This is a genomic window from Qiania dongpingensis (genome assembly GCF_014337195.1).
In the GTDB taxonomy this organism is placed as follows: domain Bacteria; phylum Bacillota; class Clostridia; order Lachnospirales; family Lachnospiraceae; genus Lientehia; species Lientehia dongpingensis.
Window position 1 is genome coordinate 1,643,679 of record NZ_CP060634.1, and the last position, 22,678, is coordinate 1,666,356.

General features: G+C 50.5%; 24 protein-coding genes. 11 read left to right on the forward strand and 13 right to left on the reverse strand.

What is annotated here, in order from left to right; genetic code table 11:
* Nucleotides 1-16 precede the first annotated feature (16 nt).
* From H9Q78_RS07665 to H9Q78_RS07675, 3 genes are all read right to left on the reverse strand, one after another.
* A complete protein-coding gene (locus H9Q78_RS07665) occupies nucleotides 17-1,114 on the reverse strand; it encodes a DUF2812 domain-containing protein (RefSeq protein WP_249300686.1) in 1,098 nt (365 codons plus the stop codon).
* Nucleotides 1,095-1,445, reverse strand: a complete 351-nt coding sequence (locus tag H9Q78_RS07670) for a PadR family transcriptional regulator (protein ID WP_249300688.1) — start codon at nucleotides 1,443-1,445, stop codon at nucleotides 1,095-1,097. Before H9Q78_RS07670 ends, H9Q78_RS07665 begins: the two co-directional genes overlap by 20 nt.
* A gap of 175 nt (nucleotides 1,446-1,620) precedes the next feature.
* Complete coding sequence (locus H9Q78_RS07675; RefSeq protein ID WP_249300690.1) at nucleotides 1,621-2,646, reverse strand: LacI family DNA-binding transcriptional regulator; 1,026 nt, start codon at nucleotides 2,644-2,646, stop codon at nucleotides 1,621-1,623.
* A gap of 118 nt (nucleotides 2,647-2,764) precedes the next feature.
* Here H9Q78_RS07675 and H9Q78_RS07680 point away from each other — a divergent pair, with 118 nt between their 5' ends.
* The 10 genes from H9Q78_RS07680 (at nucleotide 2,765) to trhA (ending at nucleotide 10,319) form a co-directional block, all read left to right on the forward strand.
* Nucleotides 2,765-3,757, forward strand: a complete 993-nt coding sequence (locus H9Q78_RS07680) for a ribokinase (protein ID WP_249300692.1) — start codon at nucleotides 2,765-2,767, stop codon at nucleotides 3,755-3,757.
* Nucleotides 3,758-3,786: 29 nt separating this feature from the next.
* Complete coding sequence (locus H9Q78_RS07685) at nucleotides 3,787-4,398, forward strand: SIS domain-containing protein (RefSeq protein ID WP_249300694.1); 612 nt, start codon at nucleotides 3,787-3,789, stop codon at nucleotides 4,396-4,398.
* Between the two features lie 29 nt (nucleotides 4,399-4,427).
* A complete protein-coding gene (locus H9Q78_RS07690; RefSeq protein ID WP_231062205.1) occupies nucleotides 4,428-4,832 on the forward strand; it encodes an RbsD/FucU domain-containing protein in 405 nt (134 codons plus the stop codon).
* A gap of 157 nt (nucleotides 4,833-4,989) precedes the next feature.
* Nucleotides 4,990-5,526 (forward strand): rubrerythrin, encoded by a 537-nt coding sequence (gene rbr / locus H9Q78_RS07695; protein WP_249300696.1) that lies wholly within the window; start codon nucleotides 4,990-4,992, stop codon nucleotides 5,524-5,526.
* 119 nt (nucleotides 5,527-5,645) lie between these two features.
* Entirely contained in the window at nucleotides 5,646-6,164 is a 519-nt protein-coding gene (locus H9Q78_RS07700; protein WP_249300698.1) for a GNAT family N-acetyltransferase, read from the forward strand.
* Between the two features lie 84 nt (nucleotides 6,165-6,248).
* Nucleotides 6,249-7,169, forward strand: a complete 921-nt coding sequence (locus H9Q78_RS07705) for a helix-turn-helix transcriptional regulator (RefSeq protein ID WP_249300700.1) — start codon at nucleotides 6,249-6,251, stop codon at nucleotides 7,167-7,169.
* A 478-nt stretch (nucleotides 7,170-7,647) separates the two neighbouring features.
* Nucleotides 7,648-7,860 carry a hypothetical protein gene (locus tag H9Q78_RS07710; RefSeq protein ID WP_249300702.1) on the forward strand — a complete coding sequence of 71 codons (213 nt, stop codon included), beginning with the start codon at nucleotides 7,648-7,650 and terminating at the stop codon, nucleotides 7,858-7,860.
* Between the two features lie 106 nt (nucleotides 7,861-7,966).
* Nucleotides 7,967-8,623, forward strand: coding sequence for a GyrI-like domain-containing protein (locus H9Q78_RS07715; RefSeq protein WP_249300704.1), 657 nt, complete (start codon nucleotides 7,967-7,969; stop codon nucleotides 8,621-8,623).
* 96 nt (nucleotides 8,624-8,719) lie between these two features.
* Nucleotides 8,720-9,547 (forward strand): Cof-type HAD-IIB family hydrolase, encoded by an 828-nt coding sequence (locus tag H9Q78_RS07720; RefSeq protein WP_249300706.1) that lies wholly within the window; start codon nucleotides 8,720-8,722, stop codon nucleotides 9,545-9,547.
* A 100-nt stretch (nucleotides 9,548-9,647) separates the two neighbouring features.
* On the forward strand, nucleotides 9,648-10,319 hold the full coding sequence (gene trhA, locus H9Q78_RS07725; RefSeq protein WP_249300708.1) for a PAQR family membrane homeostasis protein TrhA: 672 nt from the start codon (nucleotides 9,648-9,650) through the stop codon (nucleotides 10,317-10,319).
* On the opposite strand, the gene H9Q78_RS07730 is transcribed toward trhA, so the two are convergent.
* The 6 genes from H9Q78_RS07730 to H9Q78_RS07755 form a co-directional block, all read right to left on the reverse strand.
* Nucleotides 10,316-10,576 carry a GIY-YIG nuclease family protein gene (locus H9Q78_RS07730; protein WP_147596338.1) on the reverse strand — a complete coding sequence of 87 codons (261 nt, stop codon included), beginning with the start codon at nucleotides 10,574-10,576 and terminating at the stop codon, nucleotides 10,316-10,318. The two genes, trhA and H9Q78_RS07730, sit on opposite strands and share 4 nt — an antisense overlap.
* Before the next feature lie 372 nt (nucleotides 10,577-10,948).
* Nucleotides 10,949-12,511, reverse strand: a complete 1,563-nt coding sequence (locus tag H9Q78_RS07735; protein ID WP_249300710.1) for a DUF3794 and LysM peptidoglycan-binding domain-containing protein — start codon at nucleotides 12,509-12,511, stop codon at nucleotides 10,949-10,951.
* A 9-nt stretch (nucleotides 12,512-12,520) separates the two neighbouring features.
* Nucleotides 12,521-12,955: a protease complex subunit PrcB family protein gene (locus tag H9Q78_RS07740; RefSeq protein WP_249300711.1), complete on the reverse strand. Its 435-nt coding sequence runs from the start codon at nucleotides 12,953-12,955 to the stop codon at nucleotides 12,521-12,523.
* A 140-nt stretch (nucleotides 12,956-13,095) separates the two neighbouring features.
* Nucleotides 13,096-14,829 (reverse strand): phospho-sugar mutase, encoded by a 1,734-nt coding sequence (locus H9Q78_RS07745; RefSeq protein ID WP_249300713.1) that lies wholly within the window; start codon nucleotides 14,827-14,829, stop codon nucleotides 13,096-13,098.
* Nucleotides 14,830-14,958: 129 nt separating this feature from the next.
* Nucleotides 14,959-16,116: a protein kinase family protein gene (locus H9Q78_RS07750; protein WP_249300715.1), complete on the reverse strand. Its 1,158-nt coding sequence runs from the start codon at nucleotides 16,114-16,116 to the stop codon at nucleotides 14,959-14,961.
* A 160-nt stretch (nucleotides 16,117-16,276) separates the two neighbouring features.
* Nucleotides 16,277-17,170: an aldo/keto reductase gene (locus tag H9Q78_RS07755; RefSeq protein WP_249300717.1), complete on the reverse strand. Its 894-nt coding sequence runs from the start codon at nucleotides 17,168-17,170 to the stop codon at nucleotides 16,277-16,279.
* Between the two features lie 206 nt (nucleotides 17,171-17,376).
* Here H9Q78_RS07755 and H9Q78_RS07760 point away from each other — a divergent pair, with 206 nt between their 5' ends.
* Nucleotides 17,377-18,138 carry a GntR family transcriptional regulator gene (locus tag H9Q78_RS07760; RefSeq protein ID WP_249300719.1) on the forward strand — a complete coding sequence of 254 codons (762 nt, stop codon included), beginning with the start codon at nucleotides 17,377-17,379 and terminating at the stop codon, nucleotides 18,136-18,138.
* 49 nt (nucleotides 18,139-18,187) lie between these two features.
* Here H9Q78_RS07760 and H9Q78_RS07765 read toward each other — a convergent pair whose 3' ends face one another.
* The 4 genes from H9Q78_RS07765 to H9Q78_RS07780 form a co-directional block, all read right to left on the reverse strand.
* Complete coding sequence (locus H9Q78_RS07765; protein WP_249300721.1) at nucleotides 18,188-19,249, reverse strand: substrate-binding domain-containing protein; 1,062 nt, start codon at nucleotides 19,247-19,249, stop codon at nucleotides 18,188-18,190.
* 75 nt (nucleotides 19,250-19,324) lie between these two features.
* Complete coding sequence (locus H9Q78_RS07770) at nucleotides 19,325-20,299, reverse strand: ABC transporter permease (protein ID WP_249300723.1); 975 nt, start codon at nucleotides 20,297-20,299, stop codon at nucleotides 19,325-19,327.
* 13 nt (nucleotides 20,300-20,312) lie between these two features.
* Entirely contained in the window at nucleotides 20,313-21,821 is a 1,509-nt protein-coding gene (locus tag H9Q78_RS07775; protein ID WP_249300725.1) for a sugar ABC transporter ATP-binding protein, read from the reverse strand.
* 47 nt (nucleotides 21,822-21,868) lie between these two features.
* The gene (locus tag H9Q78_RS07780) at nucleotides 21,869-22,651 is read right to left on the reverse strand and encodes a GntR family transcriptional regulator (protein ID WP_249300727.1); all 783 of its coding nucleotides are present in this window, start codon (nucleotides 22,649-22,651) and stop codon (nucleotides 21,869-21,871) included.
* Between the last annotated feature and the right edge of the window lie 27 nt (nucleotides 22,652-22,678).

A 22,678-nucleotide genomic window follows, 5' to 3' on the forward strand; every position in this document is an offset into this window, starting at 1 on the left:
TTCTGTCTCAGCTCTATTACATAAGGGCGCCTACGATGCCTCCAATGACAGCGCCGACCAGCCCGCATACCACCATGAACACCGCCATGCCTCCAAACGCAGAGGTAATGCGGATTCCTTTTTTATACCGTTCATCATTGAGCGGGACCGCTCCTGATCCAACTTCCGCGCGATACAGGATATTCCGGCTTTCCACAGCGCCGACAAATTCCCATCCCGCGGCCTCAGCCTCCCGGAGACTCTGGACCTGCCAGTCATTGTTACAGCCCTCCCAATCCTTTCCATCCTTGAATACTCCCGCTCCTGCCTTCTTCCTCCGTTTATTAGTCAGATATCTGGTATCCATCATATAAGAATACCGGCCCGGCTCGCCTTTGGAAAAGAAATAGCGGAATATCCTCATATCCTTGACATGATATCCTTCCTGTGCTTTTTTCTCCAGGAACCGCTCCAGACCGCCGATCGTCAGAACCACTTTTCTGACTGTCACCATATCGTTTCTTCCATACAATGCGGTCCATTCTTCCAGAGACAGCCGGAGCTCTTTTGCATACAGATTTCCCCATCTCAGGAAAATAATACATAGTATCAGGCAGACTGCCACATATATCATAGAAAATGCCGAAAACCAGGCAACCTCCTCTGTCCCCGGGCTGTAGTAAAAACAAATGCCCACGAGCAGGATCAAGATATCGATCCAGATGAACAATTGGACCTTCATCATGAAAAAGCTTCTGTACCGTTCCGCCCTCCTGGCTCTGTCGTCCGGACTGTCATAGAGCTCATTGACCTCCCCTTCTGCATACGGCTTCGCCAGGTAGTAATTCTGTCCCTCGTCGTGGCATACGGTCTTCCATCCCATCTCTGCGGCCATGTCCATCAAATCGGTCTTTTCTTCGATTTCTCTCTTCGTCGGGTTCTTTGATAAGTCAAACCGTTCCACATCATAAACCATATGGACAGGCTCGCTTTTATCAAATGTATAGAATACCCCCATCGTGACATCTCTGAGCAGCCATCCTTTTTTGGACTGTTCTTCCAGCCAGAGGCGCTCTTTCATGAGGCTGATATACCACTTAAAAACCTTTTTTGTGTCATTCTTGTCCTGACCCATCCTTAGGCTCCCCCTTTCCCAGAATCTCCAGGCCATTGCCCAGCTGGTATTCCAGACGTTCTGTCTCCAGCCTCAGCACTTCTCTTCCCGTCTCGGTGATCTGATATGTCTTTTTCCCATTCTGCTGTGAAACAATATCGATAAGCCCGTCTTCCATCAAACGTCCGGTCATCGTATAGAGGGTCCCCGTTCCCAGCCGTATCCGTCCCTCCGTAAGGCGGCTGACAAACTGCATGATGGCATAGCCGTGTCTGGGCTCAGTAACAGCCAGGAGCGTGTAATAGGTAGTCTCTGTCATCGGCCTGTATTTTTTTAATAGTGCCTCTGTCACCAATGCTCCTCCTCCTTTCAGAGTCTCGGTATCCTATCGCGCTTCGACATGTCGTTATCCAACATGTCGACCATCGACATATTTTCTATGCACATAATAGCACAACAAAAGAAGCCCTGTCAAGAGCTTCCTCAATTATCCATTACGCCAATATGCAAAAGACAGCACAGCCGGCTCAGACCAAAAGCCTTTTTACAGAATTCCTCCGTTTCAGTTTGATCTCCATCACCACACGTTTCTGCCCGATCTCTTCCTTTCTCAGCTGCCGTACCAAAAGCTTTGCCCCCTCTCTTCCCATTTCAATGGTCGGCCTGACGATGACCGTGATCCCAGGCACAGAATATCTGGCCAGAAGATGGTCGTCAAACCCCACAAGAGAAATATCCTCCCCAATGACGGCTCCCTGCTCCGACAGCGCTTCCATACAGCCAATACAGGTGAGATTATTGACCGCAACGACCCCGGTAGGCCGCAGTCTGTCCGGCAGATCCCAAAGCTTTTTCATCCCTCTGTAGCCTGTATCCTCAAAATGCTGCCCTCTCATCATGAGACGTTTATCGACCGGGACGCCATACTCCTTCATAGCTCTCTCAAAGCCTGCAATGCGCTGGCCTCCAAGGGACGCTCCAGGAATCCCCCCGACCAGGCCGATGCGCGTATGTCCATTTAAAAGAAGCTCTCTGGCCAGAAGATATCCTCCCTTCGCATTATCGATCTCAACGGTATAATAATCCTGCCCCGGACGATAGCAGTCTATCAGGACCAGCGGTTTTTCCCACCGTCCGTAATCCATATCATCGGGATTTGCCGGTACCACCAGGACGCCGTCTACCAGCTTGGAGAAACGGCGGTACAGATTCTCAAAGTCTTCCTCTTTGAAGTCCTTTGTGGAAAATATCAGCATCGTATACCCCTGTTCCTTCAGATATTCTTCCGCCCCCTGGATGACCGCCCCATTAAAATCATTGGTGAAATCCGGAACTACCATCATGATGGTCCTGGTCTGTCCGGTGACCATGGAAACTGCCAGGCCGTTCTGGACATATCCCAGCTCTTCCACTGCTTCCTTTACTTTCTTTTCTGTCTTGGGGCTGACCTTGTCCAGACCATTCAACACCCTGGACACCGTCGAGATCGCGACTCCGGCCCGCTTCGCCACATCCTTGATCGTCACATCTTTGCTGCCTCTGTCCCTGTCCATTTTATACCTCATCTCTCATAACGATTGACCATTTTTTCAATCTGTGATAAAATTAATGCAGAAAAATAAAAACGTTTTTATTTTTAATTTATTATAATATGGGAAGGAGTATTTTACAATGGCAAAACCTAAAATTCTTGTGGTAGGCAGTTTCGTCATGGATCAGATCGCCACAACCGAAGTGTTCCCCAGAGAAGGACAGACCGTTTTAGGCGGTACCTTTTCCAAAGCCCCCGGCGGCAAGGGTGCAAATCAGGCCGTCCAGATGGCCCGCCTGGGCGCCGACGTCACAATGGTCGGAAAGCTGGGCCGTGACAGCAACGGCGAGGACATGGTAAAAACCTGTAAAGAGGCCGGCATTCATACGGAATATATCCTGTATGATGACAAGCTGCCCTCTGGCTGCAGTGTCATCATCCTGGAGGAGGCCCCTGGAAAGCAGACCGTGAACCGAATCATCGTTCTGTCGGGCTCCAACATGAGCATCACTCCCGATGACATCGCGTTCTTAAAGGAACAGATCGCAGAATATGACCTGGTGGTCCTTCAGCTGGAGATTCCCATGGAGATCAATGAGCTGGTAGCCTCTTATGCCTACGCAAAGGGAGTGCCTGTCATGCTGAATTCCGCTCCCAGCGCGCCTTTATCCGATGAGCTATTTTCTCATTTGACCTATATCTCACCCAATGAGCATGAGGCCTGCGATATGGTCGGCATTCAGATCAGCCACTCCGGCAAAGACGTAAACATGGAAGAAGCCAAAGCTGCTACTGCCGCTCTGAAAGCCAAGGGTGTGAAAAATGTGCTGATCACCCTCGGAGAATCGGGAGCCGTGCTTGACACTGAAAAAGACGGGTTCTTCTACAGCCCCTGTGTATCCGGCATTATGGCAGTGGATCCCACCGCTGCCGGCGATTCCTTTGTAGGCGCGCTGTCCGTTGGGCTCTGCTGCGGCTGGGGCTATGAAGAGACACTTAAATTTGCCAACCACACGGCGGCTCTCACCGTATCGGGCATGGGCGCGATGCCTTCTCTGCCCACACTGGACAAGGTAGAAAACTTCATGCGTGAAAAAGCCGGTTCTGCCCCGGATACATCCGTATTGAAATAGATCATCCCATATGACAGGAGGAATTATATATGGAAGCAAAATGCAAAGAATCTTATGACTTTTTCCTGGATACTGTAAAAACGGATCTGAGCGACTTTATTGACCATATGGATTACTCAGAGATCGAATCCGCCGCTGAACTGATCGTTGAAGCTCAGAAAAACGGCAACAGGGTCCATGTCTCCGGTATCGGCAAGCCCGGGCATATTTCCGGATATATCGCATCCCTGATGTCCTCTACCGGAAACCCCACCTACTTTCTGCACGGCACCGAGGCCGTCCATGGCTCCTGCGGTCAGCTGGTGCCCGGCGATGTGGTGATCTTTATTTCCAACAGCGGCGAGACCGCAGAAATGCGCTCCACTGTCCTGGCAGTTAAAAATAATGGCTGCAAGGTCATAGGCGTCAGCGGCAATTCTGAATCCTGGCTCGCCAGAGAAAGCGCCGTCCATCTGTTTGCCGGCGTCAAAAAAGAAGGCGGTCCGATGGGACGCGCTCCCCGTATGTCCATCCTGGCGGAAACTCTCGTGCTCCAGGCGCTGAGTGTAGTGCTCCAGGCTCAAAAGGACGTGGCTCCCCAACAGTACGTGAAGTGGCATCCCGGCGGCGCGCTGGGCAAGCTTCGGGACGATGAAAAATAAGTTTAATTTATAAAAAGAGGAGGGTTTTTATGCTTACAACAAAATGTATTCACCCCGGCATCATGAAGGCGCTGTCGCTGTGCGGCCATGGAAGCAAGGTGCTCATCGCCGACGGCAATTATCCCCTGGCTGAAAAAAGCGGGAACGCGGAAAAGATTTATCTGGGCCTGACCCCTGGGCTCCCTACTGTGACCGATGTACTGAAGGCTGTCCACTCCGTCGTAGAAATTGAAAAAGCAGAGGTGATGGTTCCCGGAGACGGCACTGTCCCCGAAATCTTTGACGAATTCAAACAGGAGCTGGGCCTCGAGCTGAGCGGCGTAGGGCGTTTTGAATTCTATGATGTCTGCTGCGAGCCTGATGTGGTATTGGCAATCTCCACAGGAGAAAAAAGGGTATTTGCCAACATCCTGCTGACCATCGGCTGCGCTTGATCTGCTATTTTATTCATTCGGCATACTTTTCTGTCAACCGGCAAAAAGTATGCCGTTTTTTTCCAATATTTAGTTGACAACCACAATACGGTATGGTATATTAAATCCAGTAATAATTACTATTATTGTAAATTCAAACTTTAGAGGAGGTAGTTACATGTCCAAGTACGCAGGAACAAAAACAGAGAAAAACTTGATAGAAGCTTTTGCAGGAGAATCTCAGGCCAGAAATAAATATACATTTTACGCATCCGCTGCTAAAAAAGCCGGTTATGAGCAGATGGCCGCTCTGTTCCAGGAAACCGCAGACCAGGAAAAAGAACACGCTAAAATCTGGTTTAAGGAATTCCACGGAATCGGAAATCCCGAAGAAAACCTGGCAGACGCCGCCGCCGGTGAGCATGACGAGTGGACCGACATGTATAAACGCATGGCAAAGGAAGCAAGAGAAGAAGGCTTTGAAGAACTGGCTTTCAAGTTTGACAAGATCGCCAGCGTTGAAGCTGCCCATGAAGCGCGCTATAACAAGCTTTTGGAAAGCCTGAAAGCTGACAAGACCTTTAAGGGTGATGCTCCTAAGGGCTGGAAGTGCCGCAACTGCGGGTATATCCATTACGGTGAGGAAGCTCCCGACGTATGCCCTGCCTGCGCGCATCCCAAGGCTTATTTTGAACGAAAAGTAGAAAACTATTAATGGAGGCCGGCTCCGCCGGCAAGCTTTCATACAGCGCTGAACCGTCATCTGATGTTCAGCGCTGTATTATTGTTCCCCGGGCCGGATTTATTTTTTTGTTAAAAGAAAGAGGTATATTTATGTCCTGGTATTTTATGATGGATACTTATATTGAAACAGAACGTTTGGAGCTCATCCCTTTAACGGCGCCTCTGTTAAAACTGTGGGTGGAAGATCTTTCTGGGCTTGAAGCTGAACTTAATTGTTCCTATGAAGCGGAGCCGATGGAGGGATTCTTCCTGGATATCGTAAAGGTACAGTTAGAAATCACACAAAATGATCCGGACAATTATTTATGGCACAGCTTCTGGCTTCTGATCCGAAAGACCAGCAGAACCGTTGTCGGGGCCGCTGATTTCAAGGATATTCCCAATGAAAATAAAGAAGTGGAAATCGGCTACGGCCTGGGAAAGGCATTTGAACATTACGGATATATGACAGAAGCCGTACAGGCAATGTGTGACTGGGCGCTGAAGCAGAAGGGAGTATCACATGTGACCGCCGAAACAGACCTGGACGGTTTTGCTTCACAGCGGATTCTGCAAAGATGTGGTTTTAAGGAAGTAAAACGAGGAGAAACAATCTGGTGGAAATTGTGACAAATATATTTTTATTTTAAACCAGACATAGAGTTGTCATGGTTTGTGTTTTATCATAATAGTGTCAATAAACGGAGGATTCCCATGAAAATAGACCGACTGATCGGCATCATCACTCTGCTCCTGCAAAAAGGCCAGATGACCGCCCCGGAACTGGCGGAACGATTCGAGGTTTCCCGAAGGACCATCAGCCGGGATATCGAAACCCTTTGCCAAGCGGGCATCCCTCTCTCCACGGCCCAAGGACGGGCCGGGGGCATCTTCATTATGGATGGCTACTCCATAGACAGGACTTATCTCACCTCCAGAGAACTGCAGGCCATCTTTGCAGGGCTTCGCGGCCTGGATAATGCCGCGGGTACGGACCAGTACCGGCAGCTGATTGAGAAGCTGTCCCTTAAAGACAGTTCTTTACTGGCAGATACCAATCACATTTTGATCGACCTATCCTCCTCCGGCAGCTCCGCTCTGGGTTCTAAGATTCAATTGATTCAGGATGCCATTGACAGACACTGCCCCATAGCATTTGAATACTTCGCGCCTGCCGGTGACAGCTCCCGCCGGATCGAACCCTATCTTCTGATGTTTCAGTGGGCCTCCTGGTACGTTTGGGGATACTGCAGGGATAAAAAGGATTTCCGTATGTTCAAGCTAAACCGCCTCTCCGGCCTTCACATGCTGAACGAACCTTTTGTTCCGAGAAAGACTCCTCCTGTCCATTCCTTGTCCACGCCTGTCCCGCATGGGGAGATTCCCGTATCAGCCATAATCGAGCCTGAGATGAAATGGCGCCTGATGGAAGATTTCGGTGCAGAGAGCTTTACCCTCCGTCCCGATGGAAAGCTTTTGTTCCAGTTTGATTTTCCCGGCGAGGAAGCGGCGGTCAGCTGGATACTCTCTTTCAGCGATAAAGCGGAGCTGGTAAAGCCGGCCGGCATCCGGAGAAAAATCAAGACACTTTTCGAGAATATCTGTGCTAAATATACTGATCAGGACGTGTATTAAAGGATACCCCTGGGTATACCTTTGAATACCTTTTAAATAATATTCTTTGTATGATTTAAAGGCAGGAGGAAATCCGATTCCATCCAGGCGGCTCGCTGGCAACCATAACCAGGATCTTTGCGGCCTCCGGTCGGTCCTTTCCAACTGACATGGATAAATCGATATTTTTCCATGTCAGATTCCAATAAAAACCTGCATGAGATTCGGTTTTTACCTCCCTGCGGCCGGGAAGATTCTGCTAACGGCTTTGCGGCGCTCGCCTTACGATGGAATTGGATCGTTCCTCCTGCTCCTTCTCCCGCAGCAAAGTATCTTCCGTTTGTCCCGAAAGCTATTGGGGCGGCCACCGCGGCCCGCTGCCATAAGGCGCGCGGGCCGTGTGGATATCCGATCCTTTTCTGGAATCTAAGAAATAAAATGTGTCCAGTATAGTGCGGCAGGCAGGGCACCGGCAGAAAGATTCTGAACCGGCCTAAAGGTGAGCGCCGCAGGGCAGCGGCCGGTGTTCCCCAGGCGGAGGGAGGCAGAAACGGAGATACCGATTCCGTTTCTGAGCGAACCGGAGACAGGAAATCATAAAGATTTCCCGTCGACATGTGAGCGGTACTCCCGGAGCGGGGATAAAGCGGCCCCTGCATCGCCAGCGAACCGAAATCGAGGCGGTCCAGAACTTCTGCCGGTGTTAAACTGAAACACAATATGAGCCAGATGATTCCAAAAGTATTATGTATCATTAGCTTACAGGCGCCACCACCACTCTGCACTGGCAGATATGCTTCTGCCGGAAAGGATTCAATATGGATAAAACTGATTACAAAAAAATTTACATGGAACTGTATTTGCCGGGACGTTCTCCAGTCCTGGTGAATGTACCGCCCATCCCCTTTATTATGATAGACGGTCAGGGAAATCCCAACGACGCAGATGGGGAGTATGCCCAGGCAGTGTCTCTCCTGTATGCCTTGTCCTACGCCATCAAGATGAACAAAACAGGGGACCATGTTCCAGAAGGCTACTTCGAATATGTCATTCCTCCGCTGGAAGGCTTATGGAGTTTTCGCGGCACAAAAGAAGCCTTCTCCGGGGACAAGTCGGAATTCATGTGGACTTCCATGATGCGCCAGCCGGATTTTGTCACCCCATCTGTATTCTCCCAGGCCTGCAGTGCCGTCCAGTCCAAAAAAGGGCTGGATACTTCAAAAGCCCGGCTCTGTACCTGGGAAGAAGGACTCTGCGTACAGTGTATGCACCTCGGCCCGTATGACGACGAACCTGCTACGCTGCAGAAAATCTACGATTTCTTAAACAGCAGCGGCCTGCTGTCTGACATAAGCAGCAAGCGGAGACATCACGAGCTTTATCTTTCTGATCCTCGGAGGGCGGCGCCGGAACGAATGAAGACCGTGCTGCGGCTGCCGGTAAGGGAAGCATCCAAACAGTCTGATGCGCTCTGACCTTTCATTTGTACCGTCCCCTCTCCTGTAATCTGCCTTGCGGTTTTTTTCTTCTTGTTGTATAATCGGGAACAGGATAAGAAGGAAGTGATTTATATGGCGGCTTTAACAGCTCCCATCTATAAGGCAATATTCAGCGAGGTGGACGGCGCTCTTCTGTCCTCCTCTCATAAGGTAGGCTCCTTGACAAGGGAGGCCATTATCCAGCTTCAGCTGCATGGCGTCCCTTTTATTTTTGTATCCGGACGTTCTCCCCGGACACTGGAAAGCGTGGATGCCTCCATCGGTCTTACTGCGCCATATATCTGCTATAATGGCGCGCTTATCCTGGACCAGAATAAGCGTGTCCTCAAAAGCTTTGGATTTCTGCCGAAAAGAGCCATTTCCATTAAAAATTATATCAAACGCTGTTTTCCCGATATCAGCTGCTTCGCATGCAGCTACGACGCATGGATCACAGACGACCCGAATGACGAATGGATCCGCCAGGAAGCCGACATCATTCAGGTACCTCCTATTATAAAGCCTCTGTCCTACTATCTTCAGAAGGGACAGCATGTTCACAAGCTCCTCTGTATGGGAGAGCTTTCTCTTCTTGATGTTTTGGAGGACGACCTGCGCGTCTGTTTTCCGGAACTTCTGATCTTTAAAACGAAAAAACACTATCTGGAGATCATGTCCCCGGAAGCCAGCGCCTCCAACGCTATCCGTCTGGTATGCGGCCTATATGGCATTGACCCGTCGGAAACCATAGCCTTCGGCTATAATTCCCGGGATATGGAAATGTTCCGGACCGTGGGACTCAGTATTGCCATGGGCAATGCCTCAGAGCTGATCAAATCAGCAGCTGACCGCGTCACTCTGGACAATGACCACGACGGAATTTATCACAGTCTGAAAAAAATCTTTCCGATCATCCATTGAATTTTTTAAAACCTATTGACTCCTTTGCATATATGTTGTATTATCGACATATACTTTATGTAGTATCGAAAACTACTTGTTGCATCAGGAGGTGTTTTTCATGAAGAATTTAAGACCAAAAGACCCGGGAAGCGCCATAACCCATTTTATCGGCTGGCTTATGGCTGTATTTGCCGCTCTGCCCCTTTTGATCCGGGCCGCCCAGGCCCCTGACAGAGTCCATATTTTATGCCTGTCCGTCTATGTCGTCAGCATGATACTGCTCTATGGAGCCAGTACCATATACCACACTTTGGATATATCTCCGAAAGTAAATAAGGTGCTTCGGAAGTTTGACCACATGATGATTTTTATCCTGATAGCCGGAACTTATACGCCGATCTGCGTCATCGTCGTAGGCGGGAGTCTCGGCATGTTCCTTCTGGCTCTCATCTGGTCCATTGCCCTGGCCGGCATCCTGATCAAAGCATTTTGGATCACCTGCCCCAAATGGTTCTCTTCCGTCCTTTATATCGGCATGGGCTGGGTATGTGTTCTGGCTTTTACCCAGATTTTAAACAATCTGCCTCACGCCGCGTTTGGATGGCTTCTGGCCGGCGGCATCATCTACACCATAGGAGGCATCATTTATGCCCTGAAGCTTCCTATTTTCAACTCCAGGCATAAAAGCTTCGGCTCTCATGAAATCTTTCACTTGTTCGTTATGGGCGGCAGTCTCTGCCATTTTATCCTCATGTATCAGTTTGTAGCTTCCATGCCGCTGCTTCCTTAAGACAGCCCCTTACCTGACGCTATCAGGCGGAGCTTGTCCTTGCGGCTCATCCGCTTGATGGCGTATTCACGGCCCATGGCTTCTTCCTTCGTCCCGAAGGTCTCATAGTATACCAGCTCCACAGGCCCGCGGCCTCTGGTATACTTGGCGCCATGGCCGGACTGATGGGCGGCGACGCGCTCTTCCAGATGGTTTGTCCATCCTGTGTAAAGACTCCCGTCTCCGCATTTCAGGATATACGTATAATTTTCACTCATTTTCTTCTCCATATGTACTGCTATGTAAGCGTGCGGAATCCGCACGCTGTCTATTTATATGAAGCATCAGACAATGCCGCCGGACATGCCGGCAGCCGGTATTCTTAAAAGCCATACAGCATTGTTGCATTGTACCTCGGTAAATCTGTGTCTGACGCCAGTATTTCATACACATCATAGTTTCCCGTATGGCTGTCTTTGATACATCCAATTTTCTACATGGATTCCAGCTCTTCACATTTTCCAGCTATAATTTATCATATGCACTGTCTGCTTTTTTGTCTATATCTTTTTCTGCTCTTTCGATGTCCATTTTTCTGAAAGCAGAAGGGGACACCTATACGGTGTCCCGGCTTTCAGGCACTTCTTCTTTTAAAAGATCTCTTCCACCTGTTTGATTACCATAAGGCGCTTACCCGGAGCCAGCGGTTCCTCATTCAGGTTATTGGCAGAGCGGAGGGAATCCACCGTGGCATGGAATCTTTTAGCAATTTTCCACAAGGTGTCCTCCGGCTGCACCACATAAACCACGATCCCCGGCAGCTTCTGCACAGTCTCCAGATCCACAGGCTGTTCCGAAATCCCGGTTATCATCTGCTCATTCATTTTCTTTCTGACCAGCAGGTCAAATAAGATCACAGCCTTTACTTCGATTTCTCCGCCGCCCATCATAACTGCGCTCAGCTGTTCCAATCCGGTGTTCAGCTGATAAATGCACTGCTCATTTATGCCTTTTGCCTCCACCTTATACTGGAAAGGCACTACTCCCTTCATAGACTGAAGAGGATAGCTGTCGCTGTCAGTCATATAGAGTATCTTCAGACAGAGTGCGCCTTCCAATTGCAGGCCGCCTTCCACCACTCTCATATCATCCAATTTTATGGAGCCGTCCACATGGCAGATCTGGAGGATATTGTCGCCGGTCCTGCTCTTGACCTTATCCGACAGACGAGTCTTAGAGCTGTTCTTCACCAGAATTTCCTCTACCTCCGCGGGCAGGTACTCCGGTTCAAGCTCCTTCGCCGGTGAATATACATCCGTGACTATCTGGATGCTTTCCTCCTCGTAGAGCTTGATATCCAGTTCCAAAACTGCGTCCAGGGCAATGCTCCGGTTTTCCCCGTCAAAATCCGGCTGCTCCTCCAGCTGGCAATGGGCCAGCCGCACTGATATTTCCGGATACATATCCTCAGTGGCATCCGGGATATCCATGGTGCCCGCAAAGGGCAGCTCCCGTTCCACCCATTGGGGCGGAATATGTGCCTCTGGCCCGCGGTACACGCAGAAAACAGCCAAAGTGCCTTGAATACTGAGCTTGCCGTCCAGCGGCTTCGTCTGTACGTTCCGAATCCGGCACTGGCTCCACAGCAGCTCTTCAATATCCGGCTGACTGCTTCCGATCTCCAGCTCTTCCTTTACCCGATATGTATCCTTCTGGCAGACAGCGGCCTGAGCGGCTCTGATGGCCCGCATCAGCATCTCTACAGGCTCCTCATCCTCTACCTCCGTTACGGCCATCTGTTCGTCTAGGCCTTCTACGGTCAACCGGAAGGTGACAATGGCCTTCACATTGATTTTCCGGGAATGAATGAGCTCTATGGTCAGATCTTCTATTTCCGCGTCTGCCTGAAGATAGTCTTTGTCCTCCAGTTCTGGTATGTTCACGTATTCGTCAAAAGGTATGGTCCCTTTCATCGCCTGGATCTGCCCACCCTCTCCCGGATGGTACAGAAGCCGGTAAGACAGCTTTCCCCGAAGCTCTACCTTCTCCGTAAGCCGTTTTATCTCTTCAATCTCCACGTCCCCATCATCCAGAATGATCTTTTCAATATCCGGTTTCACATCCGGTACAATAAAGTCATCATCCATGGTAATCTGGGACACTGTCTTTTTCTTCAGTCTGCACATACGAATGCTTTTCTTTTTCAGTTCCATGATTTCCTCCTACAAAAATACCACCGGTTCTTCCCGGTACTGAAGTTTCAGAACGATGTACGGAAAAGACGGCGTTTTTGAGACATCCTCACCCTGAGACGGTCCCATGGATTCTGTCTCCAGGCAGACTGATCCATCCTGCAGATACAGGTCCTTCACGGATATGCTGTATCCTCCCGTCGCCTGCTTACCAATACCGACCACCAGGTACAGAGCGCCGTCACAAGTATAGGTCAGTTTGAATTCCGCTTCTTTTTTTTCTTCAATGATGGATTTCAGTTCCTCCGGTATCTCCGCTTCTTCTACCACTGTAAAATCCAGCTTTTCCTTATCGGCACTTCCGTTTCCCTTCCCGCAGCCAGCCAGAAGAAAAACAAAAAGAAGGCAGAAAAGCAGCACCTCCGGCCATCGCGTCCCCTTCCGCTTCATTGGATATTTCTTCATCGCACGTTGTCCTCCTTGGCAATTCTCTTTCTAATGTATGCGGAAAAAACCTCTTTTAGAAGAGCAACAAACTAAACAGCCCCGGAAGCCGGGACCTCGCGGTCCAGCTTCCGGGGCTGTGGAATTTTTGTCTGATTTCTTTAAAGCATCCTGTGAATCATCTCCAGCACTTCCTTGCCAAACTTTTCCGATTCCTCTTTTGCTTCGTCAAATGAGCTCCCTTTCACGCCATAATAGAACTTTACCTTCGGCTCTGTACCAGAAGGCCTCACACACAGCCAGGCGTCATCGCTCAGATCATAATAAAGCACATTGGAAGACGGCAGCCCAGTGGACCCCACCGTTCCGGTAGCCAGATCCACCACCGTGTCCTTCTGGTAGTCTCTGGCAGAAAGTACTCTGTGTCCGGCCACTTCCTCCGGCGTGTTGTTCCGAAGCGTTTCCAGGATCTCCTTGATCTTCGCCAGCCCTTCCATGCCGGCCAGAGTAATCGACTGAACGTCGTCTCTGTAATAGCCGTACCGCTCATACATATCGATCATGGCATCCCACAGCGTCTTTCCCTTCGTCTTATAATAAGCCGCCGCCTCGCAGAGCGCCATCGTGGCTACGATTGCATCCTTGTCCCTTGCGTGGGTTCCGATCAGACATCCATAGCTCTCCTCGAAGCCGAACAGATACGTTCCCTTGCCGGACTTCTCAAATCCCAAAATCTGCTGTCCGATATATTTGAATCCGGTGAGCACCTCGATCAGTCTCACACCGTAATACTTCGCAATGGCATCCGCAAGATTGGAAGTGACGATCGTCTTGATCAGAGTTCCGTCCTCCGGAAGCCCTTCCAGCTCCTTCATCTGGCCGATCTCATAATCTGCCAAAAGGCAGCCGGACATATTTCCTGTCAAAGTAATATATTCGCCGGACTTGCTGTCCTTCACATACACTCCAAGCCTGTCCGCATCCGGATCAGTAGCCAGGACAAGATCCGCATCCTTTTCCTTTGCAAGCTTGAGAGCCAGCTCAAACGCTTCCGCGGCCTCCGGGTTCGGATAGCTCACAGTGGGGAATTCCCCGTCGGGAAGCTCCTGCTCCGGCACCACAAAAACATTTTCAAACCCCAGCTCTTTGAGCACACGGCGGGCCGGAATATTTCCGGTGCCGTGGAGAGGAGTGTAGACTATCTTCAGATTCTTCCCTTCCGCGGCTATGCTGTCCCAATGCTTGACCTGCTTTTTAAGTTCTGCTATATAGGCGTCGTCAATCGCTTGTCCGATCGTCTCATAAAGGCCGGCTTCTGCTGCCTTGTCCTTTTCCATGGTCTTCATCGCGGCAAAATCCGTCACCGCTTTTACTTCCGTCATAATACCGGTATCATGCGGAGGCGTGATCTGCGCGCCGTCCTCCCAGTATACCTTATATCCATTGTACTCCGGCGGATTGTGGCTCGCCGTAATATTGATCCCGGCAATGCAGCCAAGCGTCCGTACCGCATAGGACAGTTCAGGAGTGGGCCGGAGAGACTCAAATACGTATGCTTTAATACCATTGGCTGCCAGGCAGAGCGCAGCCTCATCCGCAAACTCCGGGGACATCCTCCTGGAATCATAAGCAATAGCCACGCCTCTTTTTTCTCCGCCGGCTTTTTTGATATAATTCGCCAGCCCCTGCGTAGCTTTTCTCACCGTATAGATATTCATACGGTTGATACCGGCGCCGATAATACCCCGAAGCCCAGCAGTTCCAAAAGAAAGCTCCGTATAAAAGCGTTCCCTGATTTCGTTCTCGTCGTCTTTTATCGTCTGTAATTCTGCTTTCGTCTTGTCGTCAATGTAAGGGTTGTTCAGCCATTCCTCGTACGTTTTGCGGTAGTCCATGCATTTTCCTCCCTGGGACGGATATTTCCCGGCTCATAAAGAGCCGGATTTCCAAATTCCGCCATGTCTGTATTTATTATAATATATCCCCCCGTAAAATACAAGAAAACTCCGCGCTTCCTGCCTGATTCAAAGCCGTTCTTTAAGTTCCTCCAGAAACTGTTCCCTCGGTTCAAACTGATTCTCCAAAACCTTCAGTTTATCGACGTTTCTGGCCGGTATCCATGCTTTATTGGAGTTCACATAATAGTTGATCTGCTTCCAATATTTTTCCGGATACAGGAACAAGATGTAGAGATACTGCCATTCCTCATGGCTCAAAGGCAGGCTGGCGGCATAAACGTCAAGTATCTGACGCCCCAGATTCAGATTCCACCTGTGCTTCTCTAATATCTTCCTGGTAAAATAGTAAAGGTCTGAAACCTGAATATCCCTGCGCATCCTGGAAAAATCCGTGACCGCCCGGGTCCTTCCTCCCAGAAGCACGTGGTGATGGCTGTATTCCCCATGACACCACCAAAAATCCGGCATGGCCTCCAGCTTATCGGAAAGCGCCGCCGCTTCTTCTGCCTGGCGGTAAAACTTTTCGAACCCGCCTATGACGACCAGTTCAAAATCTGTTTTTCTTTTTCTGCCCTTCACATACGCTCTGGTCCGGCGCAGCTCCCGATTATGTCTTCCCAACAGCTCCGACAGACACTCAGGCGACTGACACGGTGTATCAGACGGCAGTTCAGCCTCCTCTGGCTCCCCAGAAAATTCATAAAGACTGGCGGCCTTCGCTTCAGCTCCCGCTTCAATGCCTGCTTCAGCCTCCGCTGCTTCGGCCTCTTCCCGCATCCTGTTGGCCAGCCTTTTCCTTTTTTCCCTCTCCTCCAGAAGTGACTCTTCTCTTTTCCTGTCCAGGACATGCTCCAGCTCCAGCTTTCTTAAGCCCCTGTGCAGCCTTGCCAGAAGTTCCGCCGCGGTCAGGATCTCACCCACTTCTCTGGTGTTGCATTCCCGTCCCTCATACCAGTTTCGAAGTACGTATCTGGACTGGTCCTCATCCACGGAAACCAGATTTCCTTCCAGGTTTTTCATACAACAGTCCACCTGGAGGCCGGTCTCCTCCCCCAGCGCCGACAGCACTTCATATTCCAGCTGAATCCGTTTGTCCGACCCCGTCCACTCCTTCAGGAGCTTAAGGCCCTGGCTGGTCTCACACAGCACCGCTCCTCTTGTGCGGCAGGTCCTTTGCACATCCAGCCCGTACTGTTCTAAAACGCCGGTTCCTCGTTCATTCACGTCCACCCCTCCAAAATCTCTCTGAAATCAATCTATGGGAATCTTAAAAGCATCCTGATAAAAAAAGTATCCTGATAAGAATCTCTTGAAAATTGGCTACTTCTATCCTATGAATCCGACCTCGGAAACATGACAGGAGGGGGTATAAAAGAAAATTGATCTATCGGATCGTCTGCTGCCCGCTCGCAGCATAGATCTCATACCACTCATGATGCTCTAGCCGTACATCCAGGGCTTTCACAGCCCGGTCCAAGCGTTTCGGCTTATTGCTCCCGCTGATGGGAAGCGCTCCAGCCGGATGGTACAGAATCCAGGCATATACGATGGTCTCCGGTTCCACGCCATGGCGGACCGCAATTTCACGAATCTTTGAAAGGGCCTTTACATATACCGGTTCCTTGGAGGTGAACAGGCGGCCTCCCGCCAATGGAGACCAAATCATCGGATGGATCTTCTCTTTCGTCAGCATATCCATCATCCCAGAATTGAAATGCTCAAAGCAGACCGGATTCCATTCAATCTGGTTTGTGAGCAGAGTACCGTCCATGGCATGATTCAGCGCCTCAAATTTAAACGGATCAAAGTTGGAAACCCCGGCTTCCTTTATAAGTCCCTGTTTCTTCATGTCCTTCAGAGCCCTTGCAGTCTCATAGGGATTCAGGCAGGGATCCTCCCTGTGGATCAGATACAGATCCAGATACTCACAGTGCAGCCTCTGAAGCGCTTCTTTACAGGACTGCATCAACCGGTCATAGGTTGTATTGTAATATCCGAAGGTCTTGTCTCCAATCCGCGCCTTATAAATCCCGGTCTTGGATACCAGCTGAATCCTTTCCCGGATATCCGGCCGCTTTTGGAAGGCTTTCCCCAATTGACTTTCACATTCCGTATCACCATAGACCTCGGCCGTGTCAAAGGTTGTAACCCCTCTCTCCAGACAGCCCTCCATAAAGGCGATCAGCCGGTCTGTGGTAAACTCCCAGTCAGTCAGCCTCCAGAATCCCTGTATAATACGGGAAAACTCCATCGTTTCATTTAATTTAATATAGTCCATATTGTCTCCTTTCCATTCATCTCATTTAAGCTCATTTAGGTGGACTTGTATCTTTGTTCCTACGTAGTTATAAAAAGAGTCAAATACTGCTTTATTCTTCAAAGGCAAAGAAACCATATCGATTTCAGTTGTTTTTATGGGGGTTACAATATATAATGAATACGAAAAATAAATAATGTACGTACAACATATCAAAGGAGATTATCATGATTTTTGCAAATTATAATCTGGACCGTTCCACTCCAATCCCTCTGTATTACCAGCTGAAGGGCTTCCTTCTCCAGGAAATACAAAACGGAACCTATCCCGTGGGCAGCTGTATCCCCACGGAATTGGAGCTGCGGGACCGCTTTCATATCAGCCGCACCACCATACGCCAGGCCATCACCGAGCTAGTACAGGAGGGCTGGCTGGAGCGTCGGACCAGCAAGGGGACCTTTGTCACAAATCCCCGGGGAAAACAGATTCCCGGCTACATCAGATCCTTTGAACCCTTCTACCAGCAGGTGAAAAAGACCGGCAAAACCGCAAGGACAGAGCTTCTGGACCTGAAGATCATAGCCTCCACCGAGGAACAGGCCGCATGGCTTGACCTGGAGCCTGGTGAAAAGCTGATCTATCTGTCCCGCCGCCGTTTTGCAGATACGACCCCGCTGGTCACCATCCAAAATTACATGCCGTATTCCCTGTGCGGATTCATACTCAGCCATGACTTTGAGAAAGAATCTCTATATGAGATTCTCTCCCAAAAGCCCGAGACCACCCCTTATCTTGTGCGGAACATCATTTCTGCGGATAAAGCCACCCCCGAAGATGAGAAACTCCTGAACCTCGCCTGCGGGAGCCCCGTCCTCGGTTTCTGTACTATTTCCCGTACACAGGGCGACGTGTTGATTGACTACGCCTTTTCCCGTTATCATGGAGGGCTGAATAAATATGAAGTCGAGGTCCGCCAGGAGCCCCTCTGAATTCCGGCACATAGGCAGGCCGCCGTATGTAAAGCGGCGGCCTCTCCTGTTACTGAATGTAATTTTCCACGTTATCCTTTGTGATCAGCACAAAATCAATCATGTAACTCTTTTCCACAGATTTTCCAGAAAGGATATCCGGGATCAGCTCAATGGCCTTTCCCACCTGGCCTGCGCCGTCCTGATAGATCGTCGCCTGCATCTCGCCCTTTTGTATCATATCCAGGGCTGCCGCCTCTCCATTTACTCCGATGCAGACCATGTCGGTCCTTCCCTTTGAGTTCATGGATGTCTGCACGGCTGCGGAGGAGCCGTCGTCCTCACAAATGATACAGGTCAGGTCGTCGCCCCAGCGTCCCAGCCAGTCCTCTGCAAATTTCACGGCTTTTTCAGCCTGCCACTCCCCGGACTGCTCATCCAGCATTTCCCATTTACTGTCCGCATCCAGAATATTATGAATACCTTCACTTCTTTGTATCTGAGCAGAATTTCCGATCACGCCCTGCACATGCCCATATTTCCCTCCTTCGGGATAGACCGACTGTACGAATTCCGCCATCATTTCGCCCGCCTGCACGTCGTCAGACCCTACAAACGCCGTTGCCAGCTCCTCTGTATTGTCTGTCATGGAATTCACCACCAGACAGGGGACTCCCTCTTCCTTGCAGCGTTCCAGAATCGGTGCGGAACCGGCCGCCTCGGCGGGGAGCAGAATGATCAGGTCCGCGCCCATATTGAGTGCATCCTCCAGCAGATTGCACTGGATAATGGGATCAGACTGGCCGTCCAGCATCTTCCATTCATCGATGGTCCCCTCATTCACCAGAGCGTCCAACTTTGATTCCGCGGTCTTATTCAGCGTAGCGTGGAATGCGTCCACCGTATTCTTGGCAATATAACCTACGATGATCTTTCCGTCTCCGTTGACGTCCCCGGCGCTTCCCGCTTTCGTCTCCTCCTTCGCCGCAGTTGTATCCGCGGCCTTTGTCTCTTCCTTCTCCGTTCCCTTTGTCTCCGGCGCCTTTGTTGTCTCATCCACTTTCTTGCTGCCGCAGGCCGCAAGGCTGAGAACCATAACCGTTGCCAAAACGAAAGCCATCCATTTCTTCATGTTCCATTTCCTCCTTTTTATATTGTTTTATACCGGCCTCGACCGGCCAGGTTTCCTTCATCCCCATAAAGGTTTTTACCCCCGCTTATTGGTGAACATATCTAGCATCACAGCTCCGATGATCAGAAGCCCCTTCGTAATCGTCTGCCAATAAGAATTTATGCCCAGAAGATTCATACCGTTATATATAAGACCGATTATGATGATGCCGATCATGGTTCCGGGTATGGTGGCGATCCCCCCGGAAAATGAAGTGCCGCCGATCACACAGGCAGCTATGGCATCTGTCTCATATCCCACGCCGATGTTGGGCTGCGCCGCCGAGATCCGGCTTGTCATGATGATCCCGGCCACGCCGCTGCAGAAGCCGCTGATGACAAAGGATTTTGTCCTTGTCCAGAATACATCTACGCCTGACGCCTGCGCCGCGTTGATATTTCCGCCCACCGCATAGATGTACCGGCCGAATTTCGTCCAGTGCATCAGAAGGTAAGCCAGAACGGCAACCGCCAGCCAGATGAATACCGGATAAGGAATGCCGGCCAGCTTTCCCGCCCCGATCAGTTTGAAATCTGCATTTGCCAGGGAAGCCGAATAACCTCCCGAGAGTACATAGCCCGCCCCGCGGATCACCAGCTGCATGGCCAAAGTCACCACAAAAGGGAACATATTGAATTTCGCGATCAACGCCCCGTTTACAAACCCGAGGGCCGTAGTCACGATTACAGAGATCACACACGCAAGAAAAATACTCCCCGTAGAATTCAGCACAATTCCGACGATCACACTGGTCAGGGCCAGCATGGCGCCAATGGAAAGGTCGATGCCTCCGGCGGTGATCACAAATACCATCCCCAGCGCAAGGATACCGTTTATGGATACTTGGAGCGCGATACTCACCACATTCCCCGCCGTTCGGAACGTAGGTGAAACGATTGCCAGAAGAATGATCATAACTATCATGATCGCCGCTATTCCATAACGCTTCCTGAATAAGCTGAACTCGTCCTGAGTCATCCCCAATATCTTTTTTTCTTTTTTGTCCGCCACTTGAAATCCTCCTCTACTTTCCGCCGAACTCCTTTGCCAAGATCACCTCCTGAGTGATGCCGCCTCCCAGGATCTCTTCCCTGGATACCTCGCCATTCAGCCTTCCTTCGTGATAGATCAGTATCCGGTCGCTCATGCCCATTACCTCCGGAAGCTCGGAGGAGATCATGATAATCGCAAGGCCCTGGGCGGCAAACCGGCACATCAGGGTATGAATCTCCGATTTTGCTCCCACATCCACGCCCCGGGTGGGTTCGTCCAGTATCAGTACCTTAGGATCAGCCATGAGCCATTTGGATAAGACTACCTTCTGCTGATTTCCTCCGGACAAAGAGTAAGCGTCCGCCTCAATCCCCGAAGTCTTCACCGTCAGCTGCTTTGACACCTCCCTGCACTCCTTCTTCTCCCTTTTCTGATTGATGAAAAGCCTTTTCTGACGTTTCGGGAGATTGGGAAGAGAGATGTTCTCTCTCAAAGAGCGGAACAGGCAGAGTCCATAGGTCTTCCTGTCCTCGTTTACCATGACTATGCCCTTCGCAATGGCATCTTTCGGGCCCTTAATGGCAATCTCTTTCCCCTCCAGATAAATCCTGCCCTCTGTCAAAGGGTCCAATCCGAATATAGCCCGCATGGTCTCGCTCCGTCCCGATCCGACCAGGCCGGAGATTCCCAGGATCTCTCCTGCTCTTACCTCAAAAGAAATATCCCGGAATCCCCTGCCCGATAATCCCTCCGCCTGGAATACAACATCTCCGATGGGGCATGCCGTCTTTGGAAATATATTTTCCACCGTCCTGCCCACCATCATAGATATCAGCTCCTTGGCAGTCACCCCTTCCATGGAGCGGCTTCCCACGAACTGGCCGTCCCGAAACACCGATACCTCGTCACAAATCTGAAAGATCTCTTCCATCCGGTGAGATATGTAAATGACAGCAACGCCCTTTTGCTTCAGCTCTCGAATCGTGCGGAATAAGTGTTCCGTCTCCTCGCTGTCCAATGAAGAAGTCGGCTCGTCCATGATGATGACCCGTGCATCGCAGGAAACCGCTTTGATGATCTCCACCATCTGCACCTGTGCAAGGGTCAGATCCTCCATCATGGTCTTGGCGCCCTTCGGAAACCCAAACTGCGCCAGGATGTCTTCCGCCTTTTTGTTGGTCTTCTTTTTATCCAGCAGAGGAAGCCCTTTCCTCGTATCCTCTCTGTTTAAAAAAATGCTTTCTGCGATCGTCAGATACGGCTCCGGATTCAGCTCCTGGTGGATCATGGATATGCCGGCCGCTATGGCTTCTGCCGGTCCATGGACGGAATAGGGCTTACCTTCAAACGTTATCTGTCCGCTGTCTGCCTTATAAAGGCCGATGATGATCTTCATCAAGGTGGATTTCCCAGCGCCGTTTTCCCCCAGAAGCGCATGGACTTCACCCTTTCGGATATGAAGCTGTACATCAGAAAGGGCCTGCGTGCCTCCAAACGCCTTTGAAACCCCAACACATTCTAATATGTAATTGCTTTCCAAACTCTCACCTCAATACTTTCTTTCGCCTGCGTCCGTGACAGCAATATTCAATCCGGCGGGCAGAAGTTCGGATTCGAGGTGCCTTCCACGACATCCACCTCAAATCTCATGAAATCTCCCCGGTAACGGATCAGGTTGTAGGATACCACCTTTCCCGTGCTGTTCCGGTCAAAGCACCGGAAGCTTAAGATCGGTTTCATGCTGTCCATATGAAAAAGCTTCATATCTTCTGGCGAAGGCACCTGCGCTTCCACCACCTGGCGCACTCCAAAGGTCTTTGTCTCTTCCCGGCCCGAAAGCACCTCATACAGAGACTCTTCCGAAAAATCATGGTCCAGGATAAAGCCGCATGTCTCATAAACCAGATAACTCCGTATGGTCATCACGGCCACTTCATCGGCAAATCTCCTGCGGAACATGGATATCATTTTGTCTCCCCGCCGGACTCCGAAATATCCTGCCAGTTCTTCATCTGCGGGGACGATCTGAAGCTCCAGCACTTCCGTTCTGGGCACCTGGCCCGCCCGGATGATCTGCCTGTTGAAGGGCTCCATGGAACGGACGCTGGCGCTCCTTTGTTTTGGTACGGTGACGACAGTCCCCCGCGTCCCGTTTCGGGTGAGCCATCCCGCCTGTACCAGTTTATTCACCGCCTGGCGCACGGTGGTCCTGCTCACCTGAAACATTTCCTTAAGCTGGTTCTCCGGCGGAATGCTTTGCCCAACGGAATAAGTCCCTTTTTTTATTTCGCTGAGCAGCCAGTTCTCCAGCTGGAAATACAGAGGGATCGGAATGCTCCTGTCTAGCCCCGCCGCCATTGTCTCTCTCATGGTATCCCGTCCTTCCACTCGCACGCG

What these genes read in the sequence shown, in the direction of transcription:
- H9Q78_RS07765 (WP_249300721.1), bottom strand. Translation starts at nt 19,249, where the DNA reads ATGAAGAAATGGATGGCTTTCGTTTTGGCAACGGTTATGGTTCTCAGC.
- H9Q78_RS07680 (WP_249300692.1), top strand. Translation starts at nt 2,765, where the DNA reads ATGGCAAAACCTAAAATTCTTGTGGTAGGCAGTTTCGTCATGGATCAG.
- H9Q78_RS07675 (WP_249300690.1), bottom strand. Translation starts at nt 2,646, where the DNA reads ATGGACAGGGACAGAGGCAGCAAAGATGTGACGATCAAGGATGTGGCG.
- H9Q78_RS07690 (WP_231062205.1), top strand. Translation starts at nt 4,428, where the DNA reads ATGCTTACAACAAAATGTATTCACCCCGGCATCATGAAGGCGCTGTCG.
- H9Q78_RS07735 (WP_249300710.1), bottom strand. Translation starts at nt 12,511, where the DNA reads ATGGAACTGAAAAAGAAAAGCATTCGTATGTGCAGACTGAAGAAAAAG.
- H9Q78_RS07705 (WP_249300700.1), top strand. Translation starts at nt 6,249, where the DNA reads ATGAAAATAGACCGACTGATCGGCATCATCACTCTGCTCCTGCAAAAA.
- H9Q78_RS07730 (WP_147596338.1), bottom strand. Translation starts at nt 10,576, where the DNA reads ATGAGTGAAAATTATACGTATATCCTGAAATGCGGAGACGGGAGTCTT.
- H9Q78_RS07745 (WP_249300713.1), bottom strand. Translation starts at nt 14,829, where the DNA reads ATGGACTACCGCAAAACGTACGAGGAATGGCTGAACAACCCTTACATT.
- trhA (WP_249300708.1), top strand. Translation starts at nt 9,648, where the DNA reads ATGAAGAATTTAAGACCAAAAGACCCGGGAAGCGCCATAACCCATTTT.
- H9Q78_RS07715 (WP_249300704.1), top strand. Translation starts at nt 7,967, where the DNA reads ATGGATAAAACTGATTACAAAAAAATTTACATGGAACTGTATTTGCCG.
- H9Q78_RS07665 (WP_249300686.1), bottom strand. Translation starts at nt 1,114, where the DNA reads ATGGGTCAGGACAAGAATGACACAAAAAAGGTTTTTAAGTGGTATATC.
- H9Q78_RS07700 (WP_249300698.1), top strand. Translation starts at nt 5,646, where the DNA reads ATGTCCTGGTATTTTATGATGGATACTTATATTGAAACAGAACGTTTG.
- H9Q78_RS07760 (WP_249300719.1), top strand. Translation starts at nt 17,377, where the DNA reads ATGATTTTTGCAAATTATAATCTGGACCGTTCCACTCCAATCCCTCTG.
- rbr (WP_249300696.1), top strand. Translation starts at nt 4,990, where the DNA reads ATGTCCAAGTACGCAGGAACAAAAACAGAGAAAAACTTGATAGAAGCT.
- H9Q78_RS07780 (WP_249300727.1), bottom strand. Translation starts at nt 22,651, where the DNA reads ATGAGAGAGACAATGGCGGCGGGGCTAGACAGGAGCATTCCGATCCCT.
- H9Q78_RS07685 (WP_249300694.1), top strand. Translation starts at nt 3,787, where the DNA reads ATGGAAGCAAAATGCAAAGAATCTTATGACTTTTTCCTGGATACTGTA.
- H9Q78_RS07740 (WP_249300711.1), bottom strand. Translation starts at nt 12,955, where the DNA reads ATGAAGAAATATCCAATGAAGCGGAAGGGGACGCGATGGCCGGAGGTG.
- H9Q78_RS07720 (WP_249300706.1), top strand. Translation starts at nt 8,720, where the DNA reads ATGGCGGCTTTAACAGCTCCCATCTATAAGGCAATATTCAGCGAGGTG.
- H9Q78_RS07755 (WP_249300717.1), bottom strand. Translation starts at nt 17,170, where the DNA reads ATGGACTATATTAAATTAAATGAAACGATGGAGTTTTCCCGTATTATA.